We start from the raw sequence: 20,752 nt of genomic DNA on the forward strand, positions 1-20,752 counted from the left end.
GTCGCCGGGCCAGTATTGCGACCCGGCGGGACAGGTCAATGTGCCAGCGAACCGAACAGCGAATGCGGGCGGGCGTCGTCGATATGGATGTCGACGAACTGGCCGATCAGCTTCGGATTGTCGCAGCGGAAGTTGACGATACGGTTATTCTCGGTACGCCCCTGCAACTGGCCGGGGTCGCGGCGCGAGTAGTCGGTGACCAGGATGCGCTGCACGGTGCCGACCATTTGTCGGCTGATCTCGAAGCCCTGGGTGTCGAGGCGATGCTGCAGGGCTTTGAGGCGCTCTTTTTTCAGCTCTTCCGGGGTGTCGTCGGGCAGGTCGGAGGCCGGGGTGCCCGGACGCTGGCTGTAGACGAAGGAGTAGGAAAAGTCGAAACCGACCTCGGCGACCAGTTTCATGGTCTGCTCGAAGTCTTTCTCGGTTTCACCCGGGAAACCGACGATGAAGTCCGAGCTGATGCAGATGCCTGGCACGGCGGCCTTGAGTTTGCGCAGCTTGGACTTGTATTCGAGGATGGTGTGGTTGCGTTTCATCGCTGCCAGCACCCGGTCAGAGCCCGACTGCACCGGCAGGTGCAGGTGTTTGACCAGCTCGGGTACTTCGGCGTGGGCCTGGATCAGGCTGTCGGAGAATTCCAGCGGGTGCGAGGTGGTGTAGCGAATGCGGTCGATGCCATCCACTGCCGCTACGACCCTGATCAGTTCGGCCAGATCGGCCAGGCGACCATCGTGGGTCTGGCCACGGTAGCCGTTGACGTTCTGCCCCAGCAGGGTGATCTCGCGCACGCCGTTTTCGGCCAGGTGAATGACTTCAGACAAGACGTCGTCGAATGGCCGGCTGACTTCTTCACCGCGGGTGTAGGGCACCACGCAGAAGGTGCAGTACTTGCTGCAACCTTCCATGACCGAGACATAGGCGGTCGGCCCGTCGATGCGCGGCTCGGGCAGGTGATCGAACTTTTCGATTTCCGGGAACGATACATCGACCTGCGGCAGGCGCGTGGTGCGCGCGGCATCGATCATTTCTGGCAGGCGGTGCAGGGTCTGCGGGCCGAACACCACGTCGACATACGGCGCACGCTTGCGGATCGATTCGCCTTCCTGGCTGGCCACGCAACCGCCGACGGCGATGACCATGTCCGGCTTCAGGTCCTTCAGTTCGCGCCAGCGGCCCAGCTGGGAGTAGACCCGGTCCTGGGCGCGCTCGCGGATCGAACAGGTATTGAGCAGGATCACGTCGGCGTCTTCGGCCCGTGCCGTGACCTCCAGGGCTTGATGTTCACCCAGCAAGTCGACCATGCGCGAGCTGTCGTACTCGTTCATCTGGCAACCGTGGGTTTCGATATAAAGCTTCTTGGCCATGGGAGATCATCAGGTAATTCGAAGAACCGCACATTATAAGGGCCCGGGGCGGTGGATCCTAGCGTTGTCGGTCTGGGGGCTATGTTATAGTTTGGCCTTTCTTTACAACCTGTGGCTGTCCCCGCCGAAATGACCAAACGCGAAGCACCTATCTACAAAGTGATCTTTCTCAACCAGGGCCAGGTATTCGAGATGTATGCCAAGCAGATCTACCAGAGTGATCTGTGGGGTTTTCTTGAAATAGAGGAATTTGTCTTCGGCGAACGCACCCAGGTGGTGGTCGATCCGAGTGAAGAAAAGCTCAAGGCGCAATTCGAGGGCGTGGTGCGCAGCTTTGTGCCGATGCACTCGATCGTGCGTATCGATGAGGTCGAGCGCCTGGGAACGCCAAAAATCAGTGAGGCGCGTGGCGTCAGCAACGTGATGCCGTTTCCGATGCCGATGCCGGAAAAATAAGCCCGGGCTTCAGGGCAGTGGCGAGAAGGGGGTACGCCCTTCGGCGGTCTGCAGCTCCAGCAGGTATTTGCGGAAAATCTGTCCCAATACCTGGGTCGCCACTTCAAGATCCTCACGAGGCATTTGCTCGGAGACCTCATCGGCCAGGTCCAGGGCATCTTCGGCGCCATTGACTGCCGCCATTTTCAGCACGATGTACGCCTGTACATTGTTGGCTGCGACACCTTCACCTTTGAAAAACATGGTGCCCAGACGGTACTGAGCTTGAGCGTGGCCTTGCAGCGAGGCTTGCTCGAAGTAGCTCAGGGCTTGCTTGAGGTCGCGTGGCGTATTGGTGCCCTCGTAATAGAACTCACCGAGCTCGTATTGGGCTTGTGCATCGCCGCCCTGCGCAGCCTGCTGGCACGTTGCCAAGGCTTGGGGCAGGTCTTCGGGCTGGGAATTGAGGGTGCAGCGGCCCGTTGCCGGAATCAGCAACGAGTTACCGCCTGCTGAGGCCAGCAGGGGCTGAAGAAGCAACAGGCAGCCCAGGGCGAGGGCGCGGCCGGTGCGGTTCATGGGGATCGACTTACCTCTGCAAAGCTGCGGCCAAAGTGTCTGGTGGCACATTATGGGATAAGCAACGCCTACCTTACAAAGTCTTTACTCGATTTTCTGCTTGTGTAGGAGCGGATTCATCCGCGATGGACGACAAAGTCGTCCCCATTCCCAGTGAAGGGGGGACGCTATGCGCCCCGTCGCGGCGGTCCGGCGTACCGGTGAATCCGCTCCTACAGACAGTGTCAGCTCTTGAGCTTGGCGAACGCCCGCTCGGCGGCATCCAGGGTGATCTTCAGCTCGGCTTCGCCGTGGGCGATCGAGGTGAAACCGGCCTCGAAGGCGCTTGGCGCCAGGTACACGCCGCCTTCAAGCATCAAGTGGAAGAAGCGCTTGAAGCGTTCGGCATCGCTGGCCATCACGTCATCGAAGGTGACGATATCGTCAGCGCCACTGAAGTACAGGCCGAACATACCCCCGGCCTGCGTGGTGACGAACGGAATGCCAGCGGCATCGGCACGCTGCTGCAGGCCATCGAGCAGACGGCTGGTGTAGTCGCTGAGCTCGGCGTGGAAGCCCGGGCGGCTGATCAGTTTCAGGGTGGTCAGGCCCGCGGCCATGGCCAGCGGATTGCCCGACAGGGTACCGGCCTGGTAGACCGGGCCCAGCGGTGCAATCTGCTCCATGATCTTGCGCTTGCCGCCGAAGCAGCCCACGGGCATGCCGCCGCCGACGATCTTGCCGAAGGTCGACAGGTCCGGCGTCACACCGTAATGCGCCTGCGCGCCGCCGAGGGCGACACGGAAACCGGTCATCACTTCGTCAAAGATCAGTACCACGCCGTGCTTGTCGCACAGCGTGCGCAGGCCTTCGAGGAAGCCTGGTGCCGGCGGCACGCAGTTCATGTTGCCGGCCACCGGCTCGACGATGATGCACGCCACTTCCTGGCCGACTTCAGCGAGCATTTTCTCGACCGCGTCGATGTCGTTGAAGGGCAGGGTCAGGGTGTGTTTGGCAAAGGCTGCCGGCACGCCAGCGGAGCTTGGCACGCCCTGGGTCAGCAGGCCGGAGCCGGCTTTAACCAGCAGGCTGTCGGAGTGGCCGTGGTAGCAGCCTTCGAACTTGATGATGCTGTCCCGGCCGGTGTAGCCGCGGGCCAGACGAATGGCGCTCATGGTCGCTTCGGTGCCGGAGCTGACCATACGCACCATTTCCATCGACGGCACGATCGAGCAGACCAGGTCGGCCATCTCGGTTTCCATGGCGGTCGGCGCGCCGTAAGACAAACCGTGGTCCAGCTGCTTGCGTACCGAGTCGAGCACGTCCGGGTGGCTGTGGCCAAGGATCATCGGGCCCCAGGAACCGACGTAGTCAACGTAGCGCTTGTCATCTTCATCGGTGACGTAGGCGCCTTCGGCATGCTTGAAGAACAGCGGCGTGCCGCCAACGCTCTTGAACGCCCGCACCGGCGAGTTGACGCCTCCGGGGATGTGTTTCTGGGCGTTGGCGAACAGGGTTTCGGAACGAGACATGATGGGCTCTCTCAATCAGGCAGATGCGAACAGGGCATTGAAGGCGCGGGCACGGCGGGTGACTTCCTGCGTGCTGTCGGCGCCGAACAGGCCATGAATCACCGCCAGCAGGTCGGCGCCGTGGGCGACCAGCGGGGCGGCGTTGTCGAGGGTGATGCCGCCGATCACGCAGATCGGCAACTTGATCCGGGCCCGGGCCTGGTCCAGCAAGGCGGTATCGGCAGCAGGTGCGCCCGGCTTGGTCACGGAGTTGAAGAAGCGGCCGAAGGCGACATAACTGGCGCCTTCGCGGGCGGCTTGTTCGGCCAGCTCAAGCTGGGCGTGGCAGGTCGAGCCGATGATCGCTTCGCGGCCGAGCAGGGTGCGCGCCGGCGTCAGCGGGCCATCGGTCTGGCCCAGGTGCACACCGACACCCAGGCGCGCGGCCAGCTCGGCATCGTCGTTGATGATCAGCTGGGTTTTGTAGCGTGCACAAAGCTCGGCCAGGGCTTCGGCTTCGCGCAGGCGGCGGGATTGGTCCTGGCTTTTGTCGCGGTATTGCAGCAAGGTCACGCCGCCCTCAAGGGCCGCTTCAACGTAGGGCAGAAACTTGCCGGCCAGCAGTTGGCTGTCGGTGATGGCATACAGACCGCGTAGCTTCATCTAGGGGCCTCGGGCTCAGGAACAGAAATCCAGGGGTAGGCGACGCGGCACATATTGGCCTTTGCCCAGTTGTTCGGCATCGCGCAGGGTTCGCCAGGTGTAGTCCAGGGCCGAACGTACGGCACTTTGCAGTTGTTCGCCGAGGGCCAGGCGACCGGCCAGGGCGCTGGCCAGGGTGCAGCCCGAGCCGTGGTAGCTGCCAGGCAGGCGCTGGCAGGTCCAGGTGTGACGCTGGCCATCGCGGCTGTACAGGCGGTTGTGGATTTCGTGTTCGTCACCGTGACCGCCGGTGATCAGCAGATGTCTGACGAAGGGCAGCAGTTTTTCTGCGCATTCATCCGCGGTGCCTTCAGGCAGCTCGGCTAGGATGCGGGCTTCGGGGAGGTTCGGGGTGGCGATAGTGGCCAGGGGCAACAGTCGTTCGCGCATGGCGTAGCCGACTTCGTCCTTACCCAGGCGGCCACCGCCGCCAGCGCGCAGCACCGGGTCGCAGACCAGCGGCAGATGCGGGTGGGCACTGAGCAGTTCGACTACGGTGTCGACCATGTCCAGCGAGCCGAGCATGCCCAGCTTGACTGCTGCGACCGTGGAGTCGGCCAGTACGGCGTTGGCCTGGGCCAGTACCCACTCGCGGTCGAGCACGCGGAAGTCAGTGACATTGACGGTATCCTGCACGGTCAGGGCGGTCACGGCGGGAGCGGCGTGGCAACCTTGAGCGATCAGGGCTTCGATATCTGCCTGCAAGCCGGCGCCGCCACTGGGGTCGTGGCCGGAGAGACAGAGGACAACGGGGCGGGAGCTGTAGGTATTCATGGTGCGCGAGCTTACCACCAAACGCTTTTGTCGGGTCTGCCCCTGCGCCAGGCTTTTTTGATCAAGTGGTCAGGAAATGAATTCACATGTGGCTGAAAGTGCCGTGCTAGAGCCTTTTCTTCAAAGTTTTATGTGGCGTCTGGTAGCGCTGAAAAGCTATGCTAGAGTGCTCAAACAACCGATAACGGTTACTGCCGGATCGCGTCGCCTCAAACGGACAGGAGGCTACCGCGACACGACCGGGACAGACCATGCTGGGGCTGTATGCGCTATTTGCTGATTGTTGTGCTGGGCTGGTTGCCGCTACTGGCCACGGCGGTCGATTTCGACGACTCGACGCGCAGCTTGCCCTTGGGGCGAGTGATGCAGGTATTCGAAGACCGCGATGGCAATGCCAGCATCGCGCAGGTCAGTGCTCCTTCGTTCAGTGAGCATTTCCGTACGCATCAAGCCGATGTGTTGAATGCCGGTTACTCGAGCTCGGTGTTCTGGATCCGCCTCGATCTGCGCTACACCGCACTGCCTTCGGCCGCGCCGCGCAGCTGGCTGCTGGAGCTGGCCTACCCGCCACTGGACCATCTGGAGCTTTACCTGCCTGACAGCAGTGGCACTTTCCGCCTGGCTCAGCGCACCGGTGACGCACTGCCGTATGCCAGTCGCCAGATCGAGCAGAACAACTACCTGTTCGAATTACCCTTCAGCCCCGGACAGACCACCACCGCCTACTTGCGCCTGCACAGCCAGGGTTCGGTCCAGGCGCCGTTGACCTTATGGTCCACCGAAGCCTATCTGGAAGCGCAACCGACCCGCCTTTATGTGCTGGGCCTGATCTACGGTGTGCTGCTGGGGATGCTGGTCTACAACCTGTTCATCTACCTCAGCGTACGCGACACCAGTTATCTCTATTACATCCTCTATATCGCCTCGTTCGGTCTCTATCAGGTATCGGTCAACGGCGCGGCGGTGGCTTATTTCTGGCCTGACAGCCCCTGGTGGGCGAATGCCGCCACGCCGCTGTTCATCGGCGCGTCGGGACTGTTCGGTTGCCAGTTCGCCCGTAGTTTCCTGCAGATGGCCCGGCACAGCCGCGCCTTCGATGGCCTGCTCAAAGTGCTGATGGCCTGTGGCGGGGTGGTCATGCTGCTGTCGCTGATCAGCAGTTACGGCATCGCCCTGCGTCTGGCTACGGCCCTGGCGTTGCTGTTTACCGTGACGATCTTTGCCGCCGGGGTGTATGCCTGGCGGCGCGGGTTGCGGGTGGCACGTTATTTCATCATCGCCTGGACGGCATTCCTGCTTGGCGGCCTGGTCAATACCTTGATGGTACTGGGCTACCTGCCCAATGTGTTCCTGACCATGTATGCCAGCCAGATCGGTTCGGCGCTGGAGGTGTGCCTGCTGTCGCTGGCCCTGGCCGACCGTATCAACAGCATGCGTGACCAGCAGGCCCAGGCCCTGCGCGACACGGGCCGGGCCCTGGAAGTGCTCAACCAGCAACTGTCCAATAGCAACCGCTTGAAGGATGAGTTCCTGGCCACGGTGACCCATGAACTGCGCACGCCGATGAACGGCGTGATCGGTTCGCTGGAATTGATGCAGACAGTGCCGATGGCGCACGAGTTGGCGCAGTACCAGCGCACGGCCAGTTACGCGGCCCAGGACATGATGGGCATGGTCGACGACATTCTGATCCTCACCGAGCTGCAAGCCGGTCGCCTCAGTGCGCAAAACGCACCGTTCGGCTTGCGCAACCTGTTGCAGGAACTGCGCAGCAAGTACGCGGCAGCGGCGCTGGGCAAGGGGCTGTACCTGAATCTGGATACGCCGGCCGATTTGCCCGAGTTGCTGGTCGGCGACCGGCATAAGCTGGCCCTGTGCATCAGCTACCTGCTCGACAACGGAATCAAGTTCACCCATGAGGGTGGGGTAGTGTTGCAGGTGCGTGGGCGCTTGCAAGGGCCGGGTCTGCTTGGCCTGAGCATCAGTGTCAGCGACAGCGGCATCGGCTTTGATCGCCTGGCCGAGCCAGGTCTGTATCAGCGCTTCTTCCAGGTTGATGGCTCGATGAGTCGCCAGTATGGAGGCCTGGGCATCGGTCTGGCGATCTGCCGGCAGCTGGCCGAGTTGATCGGGGCGCGCTTGCAGCATGAGTCCAGTCCGGGGCTGGGCAGCCGTTTCGAGCTGGTACTGAGCCTCGCCTTGAGCCAGCCGCAGGCGCTGGCCAGGCCCGGGCTAAATCGCGGCTAGTTAGGCGTATTTGTCACTTTGAGCAGGGGGCGCGGCGTGATTCACTGAAATTTCAGTCACGTCCGGATCCAGGAGGCCCCCTGATGAACCTGCACCAGTACGCTGAAACCCATGAAGTCACCAACCAGCCGCCATCGCTGGACGGGGCCAATCTGTATCGCATCGACCTGCCGCTGCAGCAATGGTCGCGGCACTATGGGGCAGGCTGGGCTGAGGCCCGGATCGACGCGTACGGGGCGTTGGCGGGCGGGCCGCTGATGGCCGCAGGGTTCCTGGCCAACCAGCACAAACCGCAATTCAGCAGCCATGACCGCTACGGCCATCGTATCGACCTGGTGGAGTTTCATCCGGCTTACCACGAGCTGATGCGCACGGCCATCGAGCACGGCTTGCCGTCGCTGCCGTGGACCGACCCGCGCCAGGGTGCCCACGTCGCCCGGGCCTCGATGACCTATCTGCATACTCAAGCGGAAGCCGGCAGCGGATGCCCGCTGACCATGACCTTTGCCGCAGTGCCGGCGCTCAAGTTGCAGCCGGAACTGGCCGAGTACTGGCTGCCCAAGGTCCTCGCCACCGAATACGACCCGCGTAACGTCGGCGATCGGCACAAGGTCGGGGTAACCCTGGGCATGGCCATGACCGAGAAGCAGGGCGGCACCGATGTCCGTGCCAACACCACCCGTGCTTACCCGGTTGGCGCGCCGGGGCCGGGGCAGGCCTACGAGCTGGTCGGGCACAAGTGGTTCTGTTCGGCGCCGATGTGCGACGCCTTCCTGACCCTGGCCCAGACTGACAAGGGTTTGAGCTGCTTCCTGCTACCGCGCCATCGCCCGGATGACAGTCGCAACCAGTTCTATATCCAGCGCCTGAAGAACAAGCTCGGCAACTGCTCCAACGCCTCCAGTGAAGTGGAGTTCCGTGGCGCCCTGGCGTGGATGATCGGCGAGGAAGGCCGCGGCGTGCCGACCATCATCGAAATGGTCGCCATGACCCGTTTCGACTGTATGGTCGGCTCCAGCGCGCTGATGCGCCAGGCCCTGACCCAGGCCGCCCACCACTGTGCTCATCGCCAGGTCGGTGGACGGCTGTTGGCCGAGCAACCCCTGATGCAGAACGTCCTCGCTGACCTGGCCCTGGAAAGCGAAGCGGCGCTGGCCCTGAGCCTGCGCATGGGCCATGCCCTCGATCAGCCGGATGACCCGCAGCAGGCACGGTTTGCCCGGCTGATCACCGCTGTCGGCAAGTACTGGATCTGCAAGCGTGCCCCGGCAATGATCAACGAAGCGGCTGAATGCATGGGCGGCGCCGGGTATGTCGAAGACAGCATCCTGCCACGCCTGTACCGCGAAGCACCGGTCAACTCGACCTGGGAAGGTTCCGGTAATGTCCAGTGCCTGGACGTGCTGCGTGCCCTGTCCAAGGAGCCAGGTGTGCTCGATGTGCTGTTCGAGGAGCTCGGTGACGGTCACGGTGATCCGCGTCTGGCGGCGCACATCGGCAATCTCAAGGCGGCGTTTGCCGACACTGGCGACATTCAGTACCGCGCCCGTCAGCTCACCGAAGACATCGCCCTGGGCTTGCAGGCCAAGCTGTTGCTTGAAGCGGGCAATGCCACCGTCAGCGATGCTTTTATCGGCAGCCGCCTGGGCGGCAGCGGCCGGGTCTACGGTGTGCTGCCGCGGGGCATCGATGTTGGCGAAATAGTGGCACGGTCGACGCCAAACTGGCCGCTCTAACGTGCGTGCCTTTGCCTGAATAAGTAGGCAAGATGGCTACATGCATGTCAGACAGGAAGTACATTGTGAGCCGTACTGATGAAGCCTTCGTTGTCGTAGAAACCGCCGAGCAGGCCGTCGATCGTTTGGCGGCCCTGCACGAGAAGTCCACCGCGGCCCTGAGCCAGGCGCTCAAGCGCTATCTCAAGGACCGCACCGAGCCGAATGCCGAAGAGCGCGCCTTGTTCCGCTACCCGGAACTGCGCCTGACCTACGAGTATCATGGTGAAGTGCCGGCCACCACCCGCGCCTACGCCAAGGTTCAGTTGCCGGGCACTTACAGCGTCACGGTGACCCATCCCGCTGCCTTCCGTGGCTATTTGCTGGAACAGCTCAAGCCACTGATGCGCGACTTCACCGTCACCGTCGAAGTGGGTGTCAGCCAGCAGAACATCCCTTATCCCTACGTGGTCGAGCAGGGCGACGAACTCGCCGGTAGCGGTATCACTGCTGCCGCGCTGGCACGGGTTTTCCCCAGCACAGACCTGTCGGCCGCCACCGATGGCATCGCCGATGGCCTGTACGACTGGGCCAACGTCGATCCTTTGCCGCTGGCGCTGTTCGACGCGGCGCGGGTGGACTTTTCCTTGCGCCGCCTGGTGCATTACACCGGCAGCGACTGGCGCCATGTGCAGCCGTGGATCCTGCTGACCAACTACCACCGCTATGTCGACCAGTTCGTCAGCCACGGCCTGGAGCAGCTGCGCGATGACCCGCGTTTCGTGCGCATGGTCCTGCCGGGTAACGTGATCATCGAAAAGAGCATGGACAACGGTGAGGCCCAGTCGCTGGTGGCGAGTGTGGTCTGGCACCGTTACCAGATGCCGGCGTATCACCTGATCGCCGCCGATGGCGATGGCATTACCCTGGTCAACATCGGCGTCGGCCCTTCCAATGCCAAGAACATCACCGACCATTTGGCGGTACTGCGTCCGCACTGCTGGCTGATGATCGGTCACTGCGGCGGCTTGCGGCAGTCGCAGACCATCGGCGACTACGTGCTGGCCCACGCCTACATGCGCCGGGACGGCATTCTGGATCGGGTGGTACCGCCGCATATTCCGATTCCGGCCCTGGCCGAGGTGCAGATGGCGCTGCAGGAAGCGGCGGCGCAAGTGACCGGCGAGCGTGGCGACGAGCTGAAAAAGCGTCTGCGTACCGGCACCGTGTTGACTTACGACGACCGCAACTGGGAGCTGCGCTGGGCTCAGGAGCGTCCGCTGATCAACCTGTCACGGGCGGTGGCGGTCGACATGGAAAGCGGCACTATCGCCGCCCAGGGTTACCGCTTGCGCGTACCTTACGGCACGTTGCTGTGCGTTTCGGACAAGCCACTGCACAGTGAAATCAAACTGCCGGGCGCGGCCAACGCCTTCTACAACCGGGCAGTCAGCCAGCACCTGAAAATCGGTATCGCCGCACTCGACCTGCTGCGCACCGAGCTGCATTCGCTGCACTCGCGTAAACTGCGCAGTTTCGACGAGCCGCCGTTCCGCTGAGGCCCCATGCCGTTACCCCCACGTTCCAAGCCGCGCCCTGGCGCGGCCAAACCCGCAGGCCCGCGTCGCCAGGCCAAGGCGCCGCCGGCCGAGCCGCGGTTGATTCTGTTCAACAAGCCCTTTGACGTACTGACCCAGTTCAGCGACGGCGAAGGGCGCGCGACCCTCAAGGATTTCATCGATATTCCCGGCGTCTATCCGGCCGGCCGCCTGGACCGCGACAGTGAAGGCTTGCTGCTGCTGACCAATGACGGCCAGCTGCAGGCGCGGATTGCCGATCCGAAGCACAAGCTGGCGAAAACCTATTGGGTGCAGGTCGAGGGTGAGCCGACAGAAGAGCAGCTGCAGCGTTTGCGCGACGGTGTCGAGCTCAACGACGGGCCTACCTTGCCTGCCCAGGCCAGGCAGCTTGAAGAGCCGCAGTTGTGGCCGCGCAACCCGCCGGTACGCTTTCGCAAAAGCATACCGACCAGCTGGCTGGAACTGGTGATCAAGGAAGGACGTAACCGCCAGGTGCGGCGCATGACCGCCGCCGTCGGTCTGCCGACCCTGCGCCTGGTGCGCGTGCGGATCGGCGACTGGACCTTGGACGGTCTGGATCAGGGGCAGTGGCGGGAAGTTCCGGCCAGGCGTTAAACGCCTTCGATATAGCCGATCACCACGCTCTTGATGATGAAAGCAAGGATACCCAGGCCCAGCACGAAAAACAGAATGAAGGTGCCGAACTTGCCGGCTTTGGACTTCTTCGCCAGGTCCCAGACGATAAAGCCCATGAAACCAATCAGGATGGTGACCAGGACAGTCATCATCCACTCTTCGAACAACGCAGGATCCATCGATATTCTCCGGCAAGTTGAGGCGCGCGATTATACGCCCCGCTTGCCGGTCTGACTAACGCAGGTGCGTCAACGGTAGTTCGGTGCTGGCCAGCACCTGGTTGAGCACGAAGCTGGAGCGCACGCTGGTCACCCCTTCGATACGGGTCAGGTGGCCGAGCAGCAGTTGCTGATAGTGGTCCATGTCCGGGACCACCACTTTGAGCTGGTAGTCGGCATCCATTCCGGTAACCAGGCTGCACTCAAGCACCTGAGGCAGGTTGCGGATAGCGGTTTCGAACGCTTCGAAACGTTCCGGGGTATGGCGATCCATGCCGATCAATACGTAGGCCGTGAGGCTCAAGCCGAGCTTCTTGCGGTCGAGCAGCGCCACTTGACGGGCGATGTAGCCGTCGTCTTCCAGTTGCTTGACCCGGCGCGAGCAGGGCGAAGGCGACAGACCGATGCGTTCGGCCAGTTCCTGGTTGGAGATGCGCGCATCGCGCTGCAATTCGGCAAGAATGCTCAGGTCGTAGCGGTCAAGCTTGCTCATGGAAGATGCCTTTTCTGTTTCGATTGCGTCGAATTATCAATCCTTAGGTAAAAATTGCGCAAGTGCTATTTGAATGAGCAATCTTCGCAATCCTCTGCTGCCGCTCTAGCCCTATGCTTGTACCCAGAATCACTGCCCGGACATCAGTCCAGTGCGGCTGGCCTTATCAGGGCAGCTGCGGCCAGCAACCCAACAGGGTTGTGCTCGGCCCCCGGGCTACACACTGTTCACAAGACAGCGTGAGGTGAGCCGACGTCACAAGCGTCGAGCACGGACAAAATTCTCAAAGGGAGACCCAGGGTCTCCCTTTTTTATTGCCTGTAATTTTTCATCCTGGTGCCGATACCTCGTTGCGGACAGCCTGATAAATTGTTGGTTAAACCCGTCGTGGTTTTTCCAGTCTTATCCACAGGCCCATCTCAACGGTCCGAGAGGAACAACATGAAGTCGCGTAGCTGGTGTCTGGCCGGTGCAGGTTTGTTGTGCATCACTATCAACCTGCAGGCATTGGCCGAGGGGCAGGGTGGATCGGGTGACGGGTATGGCGGACAAGGCGCCGAGCAGTCTCAAGGGACGTCGCCGCTGCAGTCGCGCCCGGACGAGGTGCGCCAGACCCAACCACCGCGAACCGGGTACTACCAGGACATTCCTCGGCACAACAATGGCAACCGCTACTACCAGGCGGGCGGGCCGCAACAGCGACCGCAGGAGGATAACTGGCCGGGACGGCCTGATGGTCATGGCAACGGCTGGGGCAGCGGGCCGCGTTATCGACCCGGTCAGGTGGTTGAGCAGTTTCCTGACCAGTACTGGCGTGTGCCTTACCGTGGTGGCGATTACTTTTATTCCGGTGGGTACTGGTACCGTCCGCAAGGGCCCCGCTATGTGGTGGTAGCGCCTCATTATGGTATGCGGGTCGGCTACTTGCCGGATTACGCTCGCGAAGTATGGGTCGCCGATTCGCTGTATTTCCTTGTGGCAGGTACCTACTACCAGTACCTGCAAGACAGCAACGAGTACGTTGTGGTCAATCCGCCGGTGGCCAGCACAGAGCCTCAGCCAATGGAAAATGACTACGACGTCGTTGCCAATCCGGTTTCCGGGCAAAGTCCGGAACAGGCTGACCGGGATCGCTACGAGTGCCACCGCTGGGCGGTGCAGCAAAGCGGCTTCGATCCGGCCAAGGCGACTTATGCTCCGGCGTTACAAGTGACGGACAGCTACCGGCAAGCACTGAGGGCTTGCTTGAGCGGGCGGGGCTACAGCGTTAACTGATACGCCGGCTCAGCCCACTGGATCGGCATGTACCAATACTTCCGCTTTTGGGTACTTGCCGTGAATGGCTGCTGCCGCTTGATCGCACAGCGCATGGGCATCGGTTAACGGCATGTTGCCCGGCAACTCCAGGTGCACCTGGACAAACCAGTGACTACCGGAAACACGCGTGCGCAAATCATGCGCACCGTGCACGCCAGGCACGCTGCAGGCCAGGGCCAGCATCTGTTCGCTGATATCGCCGGGTAGTTCCTCGTCCATCAGGATCGATGTACTTTCCCGGGCGATCTGCAGCGCGCTCCAGAGTATGTACAGGGCAATGCCCAGACCGAAGAAGGCGTCCAGTTGCGGCCAGCCCAGGCGTGCCAGGACCAGGGCAACCAGGATGCTGCCATTGAGCAACAGGTCGGAGCGGTAATGCAGCGAGTCGGCACGCACCGCGGTGGAGCCGGTGATGCGTATCACCCGGGCCTGCAGCGTCAACAAGGCCACCGTCAGCGCCAGTGATAGCAGCATCACCGCGATGCCGATAGCGGTGTCGCCCAGCGGTTGGGGATTTTGCAGGCGTTCCACGGCCTGTACGCCGATCAGCACGGCACTCACCGCGATGAACAACGCCTGAGCCATGCCGGCCATGGCTTCGGCCTTGCCGTGGCCGTAACGGTGGTCGTCATCGGCCGGGCGCAAGGCGTAGTGCACCGCCAGCAGGTTGAGCAATGAGGCCACGCCGTCGAGCGCCGAGTCAGTCAGCCCGGCCAACAGGCTTACCGAGCCGCTGAGCCACCAGGCCACCGCCTTGGTCAGGATCAGGATGCTGGCCACCGCCAGCGAAGCACGGGTGGCCAGGCGCAGCAGACGTTGATGTTCAGCCGAAGAGGTCATGCTGCCGGGGCTTCCTGTGCGTTGCTCAAGCGGCGGGCTTGAGGCCGTACATCGCCAGTTGCTCGACACTGCCCTTGTGCTGGATCAGGCGCGGGTCGTTGAGCGGCAAGCGCAGGCCCAGCTCGCTTTCGAGGATGGCCTGCAGCTTGCTGTTGTCGACCTTGCCATCAGCGCTGATGGCCTGGTTGAGTTTTTCCGGTGCGATCTGCGCGTTTCGCCCTCCTGGCATATAGATGGCACCGGTGGCGAAGTCGACGCCAAAAGCGATCAGCCCGGGGAGCACGTAGAACAGGATGCCAATGGCGTCCATTGCCGCCACCACAGGGTCGATCTTGCCTTCGATCTGGCCGCGCCGGTCTGGGTAGAAGATGGTGCCGCAGGCCGTCAGTTGGGTCAGCAAGGATGCTATCAGGACGCCGCCGATGACGCGGGAGGGAATACGCATGGAAATCTCCGGAATGAGGGCCACAAAGATACAGGCAAAGACCCGGTATCTACAGCTAAGACCATGATAGAGCAGGCTCGGTTCGCCGTTATACTGGGCGAATTGTTTGAGGGCCACCATGATTTCGTTACCGATCGATGCCGTACTGCCAGCCTTGCGTGAAGCCTTGAGCTTGCGCCATGAAGCGGTACTGGAAGCGCCGCCCGGCGCCGGCAAGACCACCCGTGTGCCATTGGCACTGCTCAATGAGCCGTGGCTGGCAGGGCAGAGCATTCTCATGCTTGAGCCACGCCGGCTTGCCGCCCGCGCGGCGGCCGAACGACTGGCCAGCGAGTTGGGTGAGCAGGTCGGGCAAACGGTCGGCTACCGAATTCGGCTGGACAGCAAAGTTGGTCCCGAAACCCGGATTGAAGTGGTCACCGAAGGCATCCTCACCCGCCGTCTGCAGGCCGATCCGGCGCTGGAGGGCGTCGGGTTGCTGATTTTCGACGAATTCCACGAACGTAGCCTCGACGCGGACCTGGCCCTGGCCCTGAGCCTCAATGGCCGTGAGCTGCTGCGTGATGAGCCGCCGTTGAAGATTCTGCTGATGTCGGCAACCCTGGAAGGCGAGCGCCTGTCGAGCCTGCTCGATGACGCGCCGGTGATCAGCAGTGAAGGGCGCATGTACCCGGTCGAAATACGCTGGGGCAGGCCGTTCCAGCCGGGCGAGTACATCGAGCCACGGGTGGTCGATTGCGTATTGCAGGCCATTGCCGACGAGTCGGGCAGTCTGCTGGTGTTTCTGCCCGGCCAGGCCGAAATCCGCCGGGTGCACCAATCGTTGCAGGAGGCACTGGGTGAGCGTCAGGACATTCTGTTGTGCCCATTGCACGGCGAACTGGAGCTCAATGCCCAGCGCGCGGCCATTGATGCTGCGCCGCCCGGTAAACGCAAGGTGGTGCTGGCGACCAACATTGCCGAGACCAGCCTGACCATTGATGGCGTGCGCGTGGTGATCGATGCTGGTCTGGCGCGTGTGCCGCGCTTCGACCCGGGCAGCGGCATGACCCGCCTCGATACCCAGCGTATCTCCCGGGCCAGTGCCACCCAGCGTGCCGGTCGTGCCGGTCGCCTTGAGCCGGGGGTGTGTTATCGACTGTGGTCCGAGGCCCAGCATGAGCAGCTGGCCGCTTACGGCAGCGCCGAAATTCTTCAGGCCGACCTCGCCGGGCTGGCCTTGCAGCTGGCGCGCTGGGGTGTCACCCCGGATCAATTGCGCTGGCTTGATCAACCTCCTGCGGCTGCTTATGCACAGGCCCTGGATCTGTTGCAGCGCCTGGGGGCATTCAAGGCTGACAGTCGGGACAGCTTGAATGAGCACGGCCAGGCCATGGCCGAGTTACCCGCACACCCGCGCATCGCCCATCTGTTGTTGCGTGGTCAGGACCTGGGGCTGGCAGCCATGGCCTGTGACGTCGCTGCGCTGCTCGGCGAGCGCGATATTCTGCGCGGCGCTGGCGCCGATCTGCACAGCCGCCTGGCCTTGCTCAGCGGTGATACCCGCGCGAGCAGAGGCGGGCAGGGTGGGGTGCAGCGTGCCCGGCAACTGGCCCGGCAGTATCGTGGTTATCTGCGTGGCAAAGCGCGTTCTGCGGTTGACGACCCTGAGCATTCCCGCTGGCTGGGTGCATTGTTGGCGCTGGCTTATCCGGACCGGGTTGCTCAGCAGCGCCGCGCCGGTGGCGCCGAGTACCGCCTGGCCAACGGCCGTGCGGCGTTGTTTGGCGAGCCCGATGCACTGATGAAGTGTCCGTGGCTGGTGATTGCCGATCTTGGCAGCCGCCAGGGGCAGCGTGAAGAGCGCATCTATCGGGCTGCTGAGTTCGATCCGGCCTTGTTTGACGGGGTACTGGCCGAGCAGGTGCGTAGCGTCGACATCCTCGACTGGGACGAGCGTGAAAACGTATTGCGCGCCGAGCGCCAGCGCAAGGTCGGCGAGCTGGTGCTCAGTCGCGAGCCGTTGACCGGTCTGGATGCAGATGCCCGCGCGCGGGCGTTGCTCGAGTTGGTACGACGCAAGGGCCTGGAACTGCTGTCATGGACGCCCGAACTGCGTCAGTGGCAAGCGCGGGTTGCCCTGCTGCGCCAGCTTGATCTGGCCGCCAACGGTGCAAGCGAATGGCCTGATCTAAGCGACGAGGCTCTGCTGGCAAGCCTGCCGGACTGGCTGCAACCCTATCTGGGCAAAGTTACCCGCCTGAGCCATATTGCCCAGCTCGACCTGTCGTCGATGCTGCGCAATCTGCTGCCATGGCCGCTGCCGCAGCGTCTGGACGAATGGGCGCCGATGCACCTGAGCGTGCCTTCGGGGTCGAACATCCGCCTGGACTACAGCGAAACGCCGCCGATCCTCGCCGTGCGCCTGCAGGAGCTGTTCGGCCTGGCTGAAACTCCGCGCATTGCCCAGGGGCGCCAGCAAGTCCTGCTGCACCTGCTTTCGCCTGCACGGCGCCCGGTGCAGGTGACCCAGGATCTGGCCAACTTCTGGCGCAGTACCTATGCCGAGGTGAAGAAGGATCTCAAGGGCCGCTACCCGAAACACTACTGGCCGGACGACCCATTGATCGCCGAGGCTACGGCGCGGGCCAAGCCGCGCAAGTAGCCATCCGGCGCTGAAACCGCTCAGGGTGCTGGCGGCTCCACGACCGCTTCACTGACCAGCATGTACAGACGGAACATCACCACCGTACTGAACAGCTGCAAGAAGCCATTGGCGCTGTCGAGGGCCAGCTGCGCCAGGGGCGAAGGCTCGGGGATCAGCATCTGGCTCAGGCCATCGATCAGCCACAAAGGGGCCATTACACCGAGGATGCAGGTGAGGATTCGCCAGAAGTTGCCCGTGGTCATCTGGAAGCTTTCGCGCATGGCGGCCAGCGGCGGCAGGCCGCGCAGTACCAGCAGGTACTCGGCAAACACCAGGTTGATCATCACCCAGATCCCCGGAAGGATGAACAGTGCGGCGCCGGCCATGATCAGCAGCGAGCTGAGCATCACCATCAAGGCGAACGACGGCCACAGGCGCAGGGCCATGGCCAGCAGGTTGCGCTTGAGCGGGGTGTAGCCGTTGCTGCGGGTATCGAGGTAGAGAATCAGCGCGGCACTGTACAGTGGGTAGAACAACAGACTGACAAGCATGCCATAGGCCTGTGACGCGTCCTTGCCCAGCTGTTGGTAGAGCAATTGGGTGCAGAGTGCTTCGAGCACCACCAGCGGCAAACAGAGCTGGGCGATGCTCAGCAGGTGGCGGCGGAAGAAGTACAGGGAGTCACGCAGAACGCTGAGCGGATTCATCGGTCGATATCGTAGTTGAAAAAAGCAGGGCGTAACTTTAGCCCAGCCCGCCCCCAACCTGAAGAAAGTTTCATCGCGCCTTGTGTTGAATCCACAGCCCTGGCACCCCATTTTCAGTGAACCTGAATTCCCCCGGCTCTTGTGTGAGGTTGCCCATGAACAGTGAAGAACAAACCCTGATCGATGGCCTGTTCGGTCGACTCAGGCAAGCCGAAGACCCGGCCGTCCCCCGTGATGCCCTGGCTCAGGCGCGCATTGCCGAGCACCTGCAGCAGCAACCGGCGGCGCCCTACTACATGGCACAGGCGATCCTGGTTCAGGAAGCTGCGCTCAAACGCCTGGACGAGCAGAACAAGCAGCTGCAGGCCGAGCTGAAACAGGCCAAGGCACAAGTGGCAGCTACTACGCCGAGCAACAGCGGGGGCTTTCTTTCGAGTATCTTCGGTAGCGGTACCCGTGATCCTCTGCCGCAGTCACAAGCACCGGTCAGTGCTCCGGCTGGTGGCGGCTGGCGTGAACCGTCGCGCTCGTTCAATCAGCCCGGCGCTGCCGCGCCGCAAGGTTTCAACGCAGCGCCCGCTCAGGCGCCTGCCCGTGGTGGCGCCAGCAGCTTTCTCGGCGGCGCCTTGCAGACCGCTGCCGGTGTGGCGGGCGGGGTCATGCTGGCGCAGGGCATCAGCAGCCTGTTCAACCAGCACTCACAACCCGAAGAAGTGGTTGAGGTGATCAAGGAAGAGCCCGCACCCGCCAGCGACAGCGGCGGCTGGGGAAGTAATGACGAGCAGCGTCTGACCGCCGACAACAGCGACTACGGCAACGATCAGGGCGGCTTCATGGACAGCGACTACGGCAGCGACGACGGCGGATTCTTCGACGGCGACGACAGCTTCGTCTGAGCGCGCATACCCGCACCAGCCTCCAGGCTGGCATACTGGGCGCCGAAACGGCCCCGGTGTGCGGCGGCCGGTAACCGCGCCACGGCGCCATGAGGAAGAACGGTGAAGAAGATCGCGGTATTCGCCGATGTGCAGAACCTCTACTACACCGTGCGCCAGGCCTATGGCTGTCATTTCAATTACGCGGCGCTGTGGGCCGATATCAGCCAGCACGGTCAGATCGTCGAGGCGGTTGCTTATGCCATCGACCGCGGCGACAGCAAACAGCAGCAGTTTCAGCAGATCCTGCGCAACCTCGGTTTCACCGTCAAACTCAAACCCTACATTCAGCGCAGCGATGGCTCGGCCAAGGGCGATTGGGATGTGGGTATCACCCTGGACGTGATCGACGCCGCAGCGCGGGTCGATGAAGTGGTGCTGGCTTCCGGCGACGGTGATTTCGATCTGCTGCTGGAGCGGGTCATCAGCCGTCACGGTATTGAAGCCGTCGCTTATGGCGTTCCGGGGCTTACCGCCAACTCGCTGATTCGCGCGGCCAGCCGCTATGTGCCCATCGAGGGCGGCCTGCTGCTCAGGCACTAGGTTTTACTGAGGTTTTGTTTTGGAACGTATTGCTGTCATCGACTTCGAAACCACCGGGATTTCGCCCGGTGCCAATTGCCGGGCCACTGAAGTGGCGGTGGTCATGCTCGAACGGGGGCGTATTGTCGAACGCTACCAGAGCCTGATGAACGCAGGTGTGCCGGTGCCGGCTTTCGTTGCCGGGCTGACCGGCATCACCACGGCCATGCTACGCAGTGCGCCGCCTGTTGCACGGGTGATGAACGAGGTCGCCGAGTTTGTCGGTGACACGCCGATGCTGGCGCACAACGCTTCGTTCGACCAGAAGTTCTGGGACTATGAACTGGCGCAGATCGGACGCAGCCGTAGCCAGCGCTTCGCCTGTTCGATGCTCCTGGCCCGGCGCCTGATGCCGGCGGCACCGAACCACAAGCTCGGCACCTTGACCCGTTGGGCCGGCTTGCCTGACACCGGCACCGCTCACCGGGCCATGGCCGATGCGGAAATGGCCGCCAACCTGGCCCAGCACCTGGCCGGGCAGCTGCGTGAGCAAGGCGTCAGCGCGGTGTCCCACCAGTTGTTCTGCAGCTTGCAGAAAGTCCCGGCGGCGAAGATCGCCGAGGCGCTGAAGACCTACCGCTAGGGTTTCTTGCCGTTGTGCTCGAGGTGGCCCAGCGGCAAGCGCCGCTCCACCGCGCTGGAGAGAATGATCGAGGTTTTGCTGAAACCGAACTGGGCGACGCGATTGATCAGCGCCTCCAGCTCATGCATCGAGCCCACGGCTGCGTGCATGATCACGCAAGGATCACCGGTGACCCGGTGGCATTCGGTCAATTGCGGAATCTGCGTGAGCTCTTCATAAGTCTGCTGATTACCGTGGCTGGCCAGGCGCAGTTCAATCACGCACTGGATCGGCAAGCCGATCTTTTCCAGATCGACCTTGGCCTGATAGCCGGTGATCACGCCGCTGGCTTCAAGCTTGGCGACCCGTTCAGCGACCGCTGGGGCAGACAAGTTAACCTTGCGGGCGAGCTCTGCAAACGAGGCGCGGCCGTTTTCCAGCAAGGCGCTGAGGAGCATTCGATCGTACTTGTCCATGGTCTTCTCGGGGCGTGTTTCGAATCAAA

21 protein-coding genes are annotated in these 20,752 nt (G+C 62.6%); 10 read left to right on the plus strand and 11 right to left on the minus strand.

Features of this window, described 5'->3' with window-relative positions; all coding sequences use genetic code 11:
* Positions 1-35: 35 nt before the first annotated feature.
* The gene (gene miaB / locus ACVI9W_RS15630) at positions 36-1,364 is read right to left on the minus strand and encodes a tRNA (N6-isopentenyl adenosine(37)-C2)-methylthiotransferase MiaB (RefSeq protein ID WP_038606590.1); all 1,329 of its coding nucleotides are present in this window, start codon (positions 1,362-1,364) and stop codon (positions 36-38) included.
* A gap of 129 nt (positions 1,365-1,493) precedes the next feature.
* Between miaB and ACVI9W_RS15635 the strand changes: the two genes are divergently transcribed.
* The gene (locus ACVI9W_RS15635) at positions 1,494-1,820 is read left to right on the plus strand and encodes a DUF1820 family protein (RefSeq protein WP_038606593.1); all 327 of its coding nucleotides are present in this window, start codon (positions 1,494-1,496) and stop codon (positions 1,818-1,820) included.
* A gap of 9 nt (positions 1,821-1,829) precedes the next feature.
* Here the strand turns inward: ACVI9W_RS15635 and ACVI9W_RS15640 are convergent, their stop codons facing one another.
* From ACVI9W_RS15640 to ACVI9W_RS15655, 4 genes are all read right to left on the minus strand, one after another.
* Positions 1,830-2,378 carry a tetratricopeptide repeat protein gene (locus tag ACVI9W_RS15640; RefSeq protein WP_461530459.1) on the minus strand — a complete coding sequence of 183 codons (549 nt, stop codon included), beginning with the start codon at positions 2,376-2,378 and terminating at the stop codon, positions 1,830-1,832.
* A 224-nt stretch (positions 2,379-2,602) separates the two neighbouring features.
* Positions 2,603-3,889 carry a glutamate-1-semialdehyde 2,1-aminomutase gene (hemL, locus tag ACVI9W_RS15645; protein WP_461530460.1) on the minus strand — a complete coding sequence of 429 codons (1,287 nt, stop codon included), beginning with the start codon at positions 3,887-3,889 and terminating at the stop codon, positions 2,603-2,605.
* Positions 3,890-3,904: 15 nt separating this feature from the next.
* Entirely contained in the window at positions 3,905-4,531 is a 627-nt protein-coding gene (thiE, locus tag ACVI9W_RS15650) for a thiamine phosphate synthase (RefSeq protein ID WP_422415202.1), read from the minus strand.
* A 15-nt stretch (positions 4,532-4,546) separates the two neighbouring features.
* Positions 4,547-5,344, minus strand: coding sequence for a hydroxymethylpyrimidine/phosphomethylpyrimidine kinase (locus tag ACVI9W_RS15655; RefSeq protein WP_038606609.1), 798 nt, complete (start codon positions 5,342-5,344; stop codon positions 4,547-4,549).
* Positions 5,345-5,608: 264 nt separating this feature from the next.
* Here ACVI9W_RS15655 and ACVI9W_RS15660 point away from each other — a divergent pair, with 264 nt between their 5' ends.
* From ACVI9W_RS15660 to ACVI9W_RS15675, 4 genes are all read left to right on the plus strand, one after another.
* Positions 5,609-7,591, plus strand: a complete 1,983-nt coding sequence (locus ACVI9W_RS15660) for a sensor histidine kinase (RefSeq protein ID WP_461530461.1) — start codon at positions 5,609-5,611, stop codon at positions 7,589-7,591.
* 83 nt (positions 7,592-7,674) lie between these two features.
* Positions 7,675-9,327, plus strand: a complete 1,653-nt coding sequence (locus tag ACVI9W_RS15665) for an acyl-CoA dehydrogenase family protein (protein ID WP_461530462.1) — start codon at positions 7,675-7,677, stop codon at positions 9,325-9,327.
* Between the two features lie 32 nt (positions 9,328-9,359).
* Positions 9,360-10,865, plus strand: coding sequence for an AMP nucleosidase (amn, locus tag ACVI9W_RS15670; RefSeq protein ID WP_371261980.1), 1,506 nt, complete (start codon positions 9,360-9,362; stop codon positions 10,863-10,865).
* A gap of 6 nt (positions 10,866-10,871) precedes the next feature.
* Positions 10,872-11,501 (plus strand): rRNA large subunit pseudouridine synthase E, encoded by a 630-nt coding sequence (locus ACVI9W_RS15675; RefSeq protein ID WP_038606621.1) that lies wholly within the window; start codon positions 10,872-10,874, stop codon positions 11,499-11,501.
* On the opposite strand, the gene ACVI9W_RS15680 is transcribed toward ACVI9W_RS15675, so the two are convergent.
* Positions 11,498-11,701, minus strand: a complete 204-nt coding sequence (locus ACVI9W_RS15680; RefSeq protein ID WP_038606624.1) for a DUF2788 domain-containing protein — start codon at positions 11,699-11,701, stop codon at positions 11,498-11,500. The genes ACVI9W_RS15675 and ACVI9W_RS15680 overlap by 4 nt on opposite strands.
* Before the next feature lie 55 nt (positions 11,702-11,756).
* Positions 11,757-12,233 carry an Lrp/AsnC family transcriptional regulator gene (locus ACVI9W_RS15685; protein WP_038606626.1) on the minus strand — a complete coding sequence of 159 codons (477 nt, stop codon included), beginning with the start codon at positions 12,231-12,233 and terminating at the stop codon, positions 11,757-11,759.
* Between the two features lie 441 nt (positions 12,234-12,674).
* Here ACVI9W_RS15685 and ACVI9W_RS15690 point away from each other — a divergent pair, with 441 nt between their 5' ends.
* Complete coding sequence (locus ACVI9W_RS15690) at positions 12,675-13,508, plus strand: DUF6515 family protein (RefSeq protein ID WP_461530463.1); 834 nt, start codon at positions 12,675-12,677, stop codon at positions 13,506-13,508.
* Between the two features lie 9 nt (positions 13,509-13,517).
* Here the strand turns inward: ACVI9W_RS15690 and ACVI9W_RS15695 are convergent, their stop codons facing one another.
* Positions 13,518-14,390 carry a cation diffusion facilitator family transporter gene (locus tag ACVI9W_RS15695; RefSeq protein WP_191831452.1) on the minus strand — a complete coding sequence of 291 codons (873 nt, stop codon included), beginning with the start codon at positions 14,388-14,390 and terminating at the stop codon, positions 13,518-13,520.
* A 25-nt stretch (positions 14,391-14,415) separates the two neighbouring features.
* A complete protein-coding gene (locus tag ACVI9W_RS15700) occupies positions 14,416-14,835 on the minus strand; it encodes a hypothetical protein (protein WP_038606632.1) in 420 nt (139 codons plus the stop codon).
* Positions 14,836-14,953: 118 nt separating this feature from the next.
* Between ACVI9W_RS15700 and hrpB the strand changes: the two genes are divergently transcribed.
* The gene (gene hrpB, locus ACVI9W_RS15705) at positions 14,954-17,479 is read left to right on the plus strand and encodes an ATP-dependent helicase HrpB (protein WP_461530464.1); all 2,526 of its coding nucleotides are present in this window, start codon (positions 14,954-14,956) and stop codon (positions 17,477-17,479) included.
* Positions 17,480-17,499: 20 nt separating this feature from the next.
* Here the strand turns inward: hrpB and ACVI9W_RS15710 are convergent, their stop codons facing one another.
* Entirely contained in the window at positions 17,500-18,168 is a 669-nt protein-coding gene (locus ACVI9W_RS15710; RefSeq protein ID WP_461530465.1) for a hypothetical protein, read from the minus strand.
* A gap of 155 nt (positions 18,169-18,323) precedes the next feature.
* Here ACVI9W_RS15710 and ACVI9W_RS15715 point away from each other — a divergent pair, with 155 nt between their 5' ends.
* The 3 genes from ACVI9W_RS15715 to ACVI9W_RS15725 all read left to right on the plus strand — a co-directional run bounded on the left by ACVI9W_RS15715 (position 18,324) and on the right by ACVI9W_RS15725 (position 20,268).
* Positions 18,324-19,064, plus strand: coding sequence for a DUF2076 domain-containing protein (locus ACVI9W_RS15715; protein ID WP_461530466.1), 741 nt, complete (start codon positions 18,324-18,326; stop codon positions 19,062-19,064).
* 102 nt (positions 19,065-19,166) lie between these two features.
* Positions 19,167-19,646 (plus strand): LabA-like NYN domain-containing protein, encoded by a 480-nt coding sequence (locus ACVI9W_RS15720; protein WP_045182683.1) that lies wholly within the window; start codon positions 19,167-19,169, stop codon positions 19,644-19,646.
* Between the two features lie 19 nt (positions 19,647-19,665).
* A complete protein-coding gene (locus ACVI9W_RS15725; protein ID WP_157191058.1) occupies positions 19,666-20,268 on the plus strand; it encodes a 3'-5' exonuclease in 603 nt (200 codons plus the stop codon).
* On the opposite strand, the gene ACVI9W_RS15730 is transcribed toward ACVI9W_RS15725, so the two are convergent.
* Positions 20,265-20,723, minus strand: coding sequence for an Lrp/AsnC family transcriptional regulator (locus tag ACVI9W_RS15730; protein ID WP_461530467.1), 459 nt, complete (start codon positions 20,721-20,723; stop codon positions 20,265-20,267). The genes ACVI9W_RS15725 and ACVI9W_RS15730 overlap by 4 nt on opposite strands.
* Between the last annotated feature and the right edge of the window lie 29 nt (positions 20,724-20,752).

The sequence above is a fragment of the Pseudomonas sp. 210_17 TE3656 genome (assembly GCF_054821965.1).

Bases quoted from the DNA above. Each gene is read 5' to 3' on its own strand.
- ACVI9W_RS15710 (WP_461530465.1), bottom strand. From the start codon at position 18,168: ATGAATCCGCTCAGCGTTCTGCGTGACTCCCTGTACTTCTTCCGCCGC.
- ACVI9W_RS15685 (WP_038606626.1), bottom strand. From the start codon at position 12,233: ATGAGCAAGCTTGACCGCTACGACCTGAGCATTCTTGCCGAATTGCAG.
- ACVI9W_RS15690 (WP_461530463.1), top strand. From the start codon at position 12,675: ATGAAGTCGCGTAGCTGGTGTCTGGCCGGTGCAGGTTTGTTGTGCATC.
- ACVI9W_RS15640 (WP_461530459.1), bottom strand. From the start codon at position 2,378: ATGAACCGCACCGGCCGCGCCCTCGCCCTGGGCTGCCTGTTGCTTCTT.
- ACVI9W_RS15715 (WP_461530466.1), top strand. From the start codon at position 18,324: ATGAACAGTGAAGAACAAACCCTGATCGATGGCCTGTTCGGTCGACTC.
- ACVI9W_RS15730 (WP_461530467.1), bottom strand. From the start codon at position 20,723: ATGGACAAGTACGATCGAATGCTCCTCAGCGCCTTGCTGGAAAACGGC.
- amn (WP_371261980.1), top strand. From the start codon at position 9,360: ATGGCTACATGCATGTCAGACAGGAAGTACATTGTGAGCCGTACTGAT.
- ACVI9W_RS15675 (WP_038606621.1), top strand. From the start codon at position 10,872: ATGCCGTTACCCCCACGTTCCAAGCCGCGCCCTGGCGCGGCCAAACCC.
- ACVI9W_RS15700 (WP_038606632.1), bottom strand. From the start codon at position 14,835: ATGCGTATTCCCTCCCGCGTCATCGGCGGCGTCCTGATAGCATCCTTG.
- hemL (WP_461530460.1), bottom strand. From the start codon at position 3,889: ATGTCTCGTTCCGAAACCCTGTTCGCCAACGCCCAGAAACACATCCCC.
- ACVI9W_RS15655 (WP_038606609.1), bottom strand. From the start codon at position 5,344: ATGAATACCTACAGCTCCCGCCCCGTTGTCCTCTGTCTCTCCGGCCAC.
- ACVI9W_RS15635 (WP_038606593.1), top strand. From the start codon at position 1,494: ATGACCAAACGCGAAGCACCTATCTACAAAGTGATCTTTCTCAACCAG.
- ACVI9W_RS15660 (WP_461530461.1), top strand. From the start codon at position 5,609: ATGCGCTATTTGCTGATTGTTGTGCTGGGCTGGTTGCCGCTACTGGCC.
- ACVI9W_RS15695 (WP_191831452.1), bottom strand. From the start codon at position 14,390: ATGACCTCTTCGGCTGAACATCAACGTCTGCTGCGCCTGGCCACCCGT.
- ACVI9W_RS15665 (WP_461530462.1), top strand. From the start codon at position 7,675: ATGAACCTGCACCAGTACGCTGAAACCCATGAAGTCACCAACCAGCCG.
- ACVI9W_RS15680 (WP_038606624.1), bottom strand. From the start codon at position 11,701: ATGGATCCTGCGTTGTTCGAAGAGTGGATGATGACTGTCCTGGTCACC.
- thiE (WP_422415202.1), bottom strand. From the start codon at position 4,531: ATGAAGCTACGCGGTCTGTATGCCATCACCGACAGCCAACTGCTGGCC.
- hrpB (WP_461530464.1), top strand. From the start codon at position 14,954: ATGATTTCGTTACCGATCGATGCCGTACTGCCAGCCTTGCGTGAAGCC.
- miaB (WP_038606590.1), bottom strand. From the start codon at position 1,364: ATGGCCAAGAAGCTTTATATCGAAACCCACGGTTGCCAGATGAACGAG.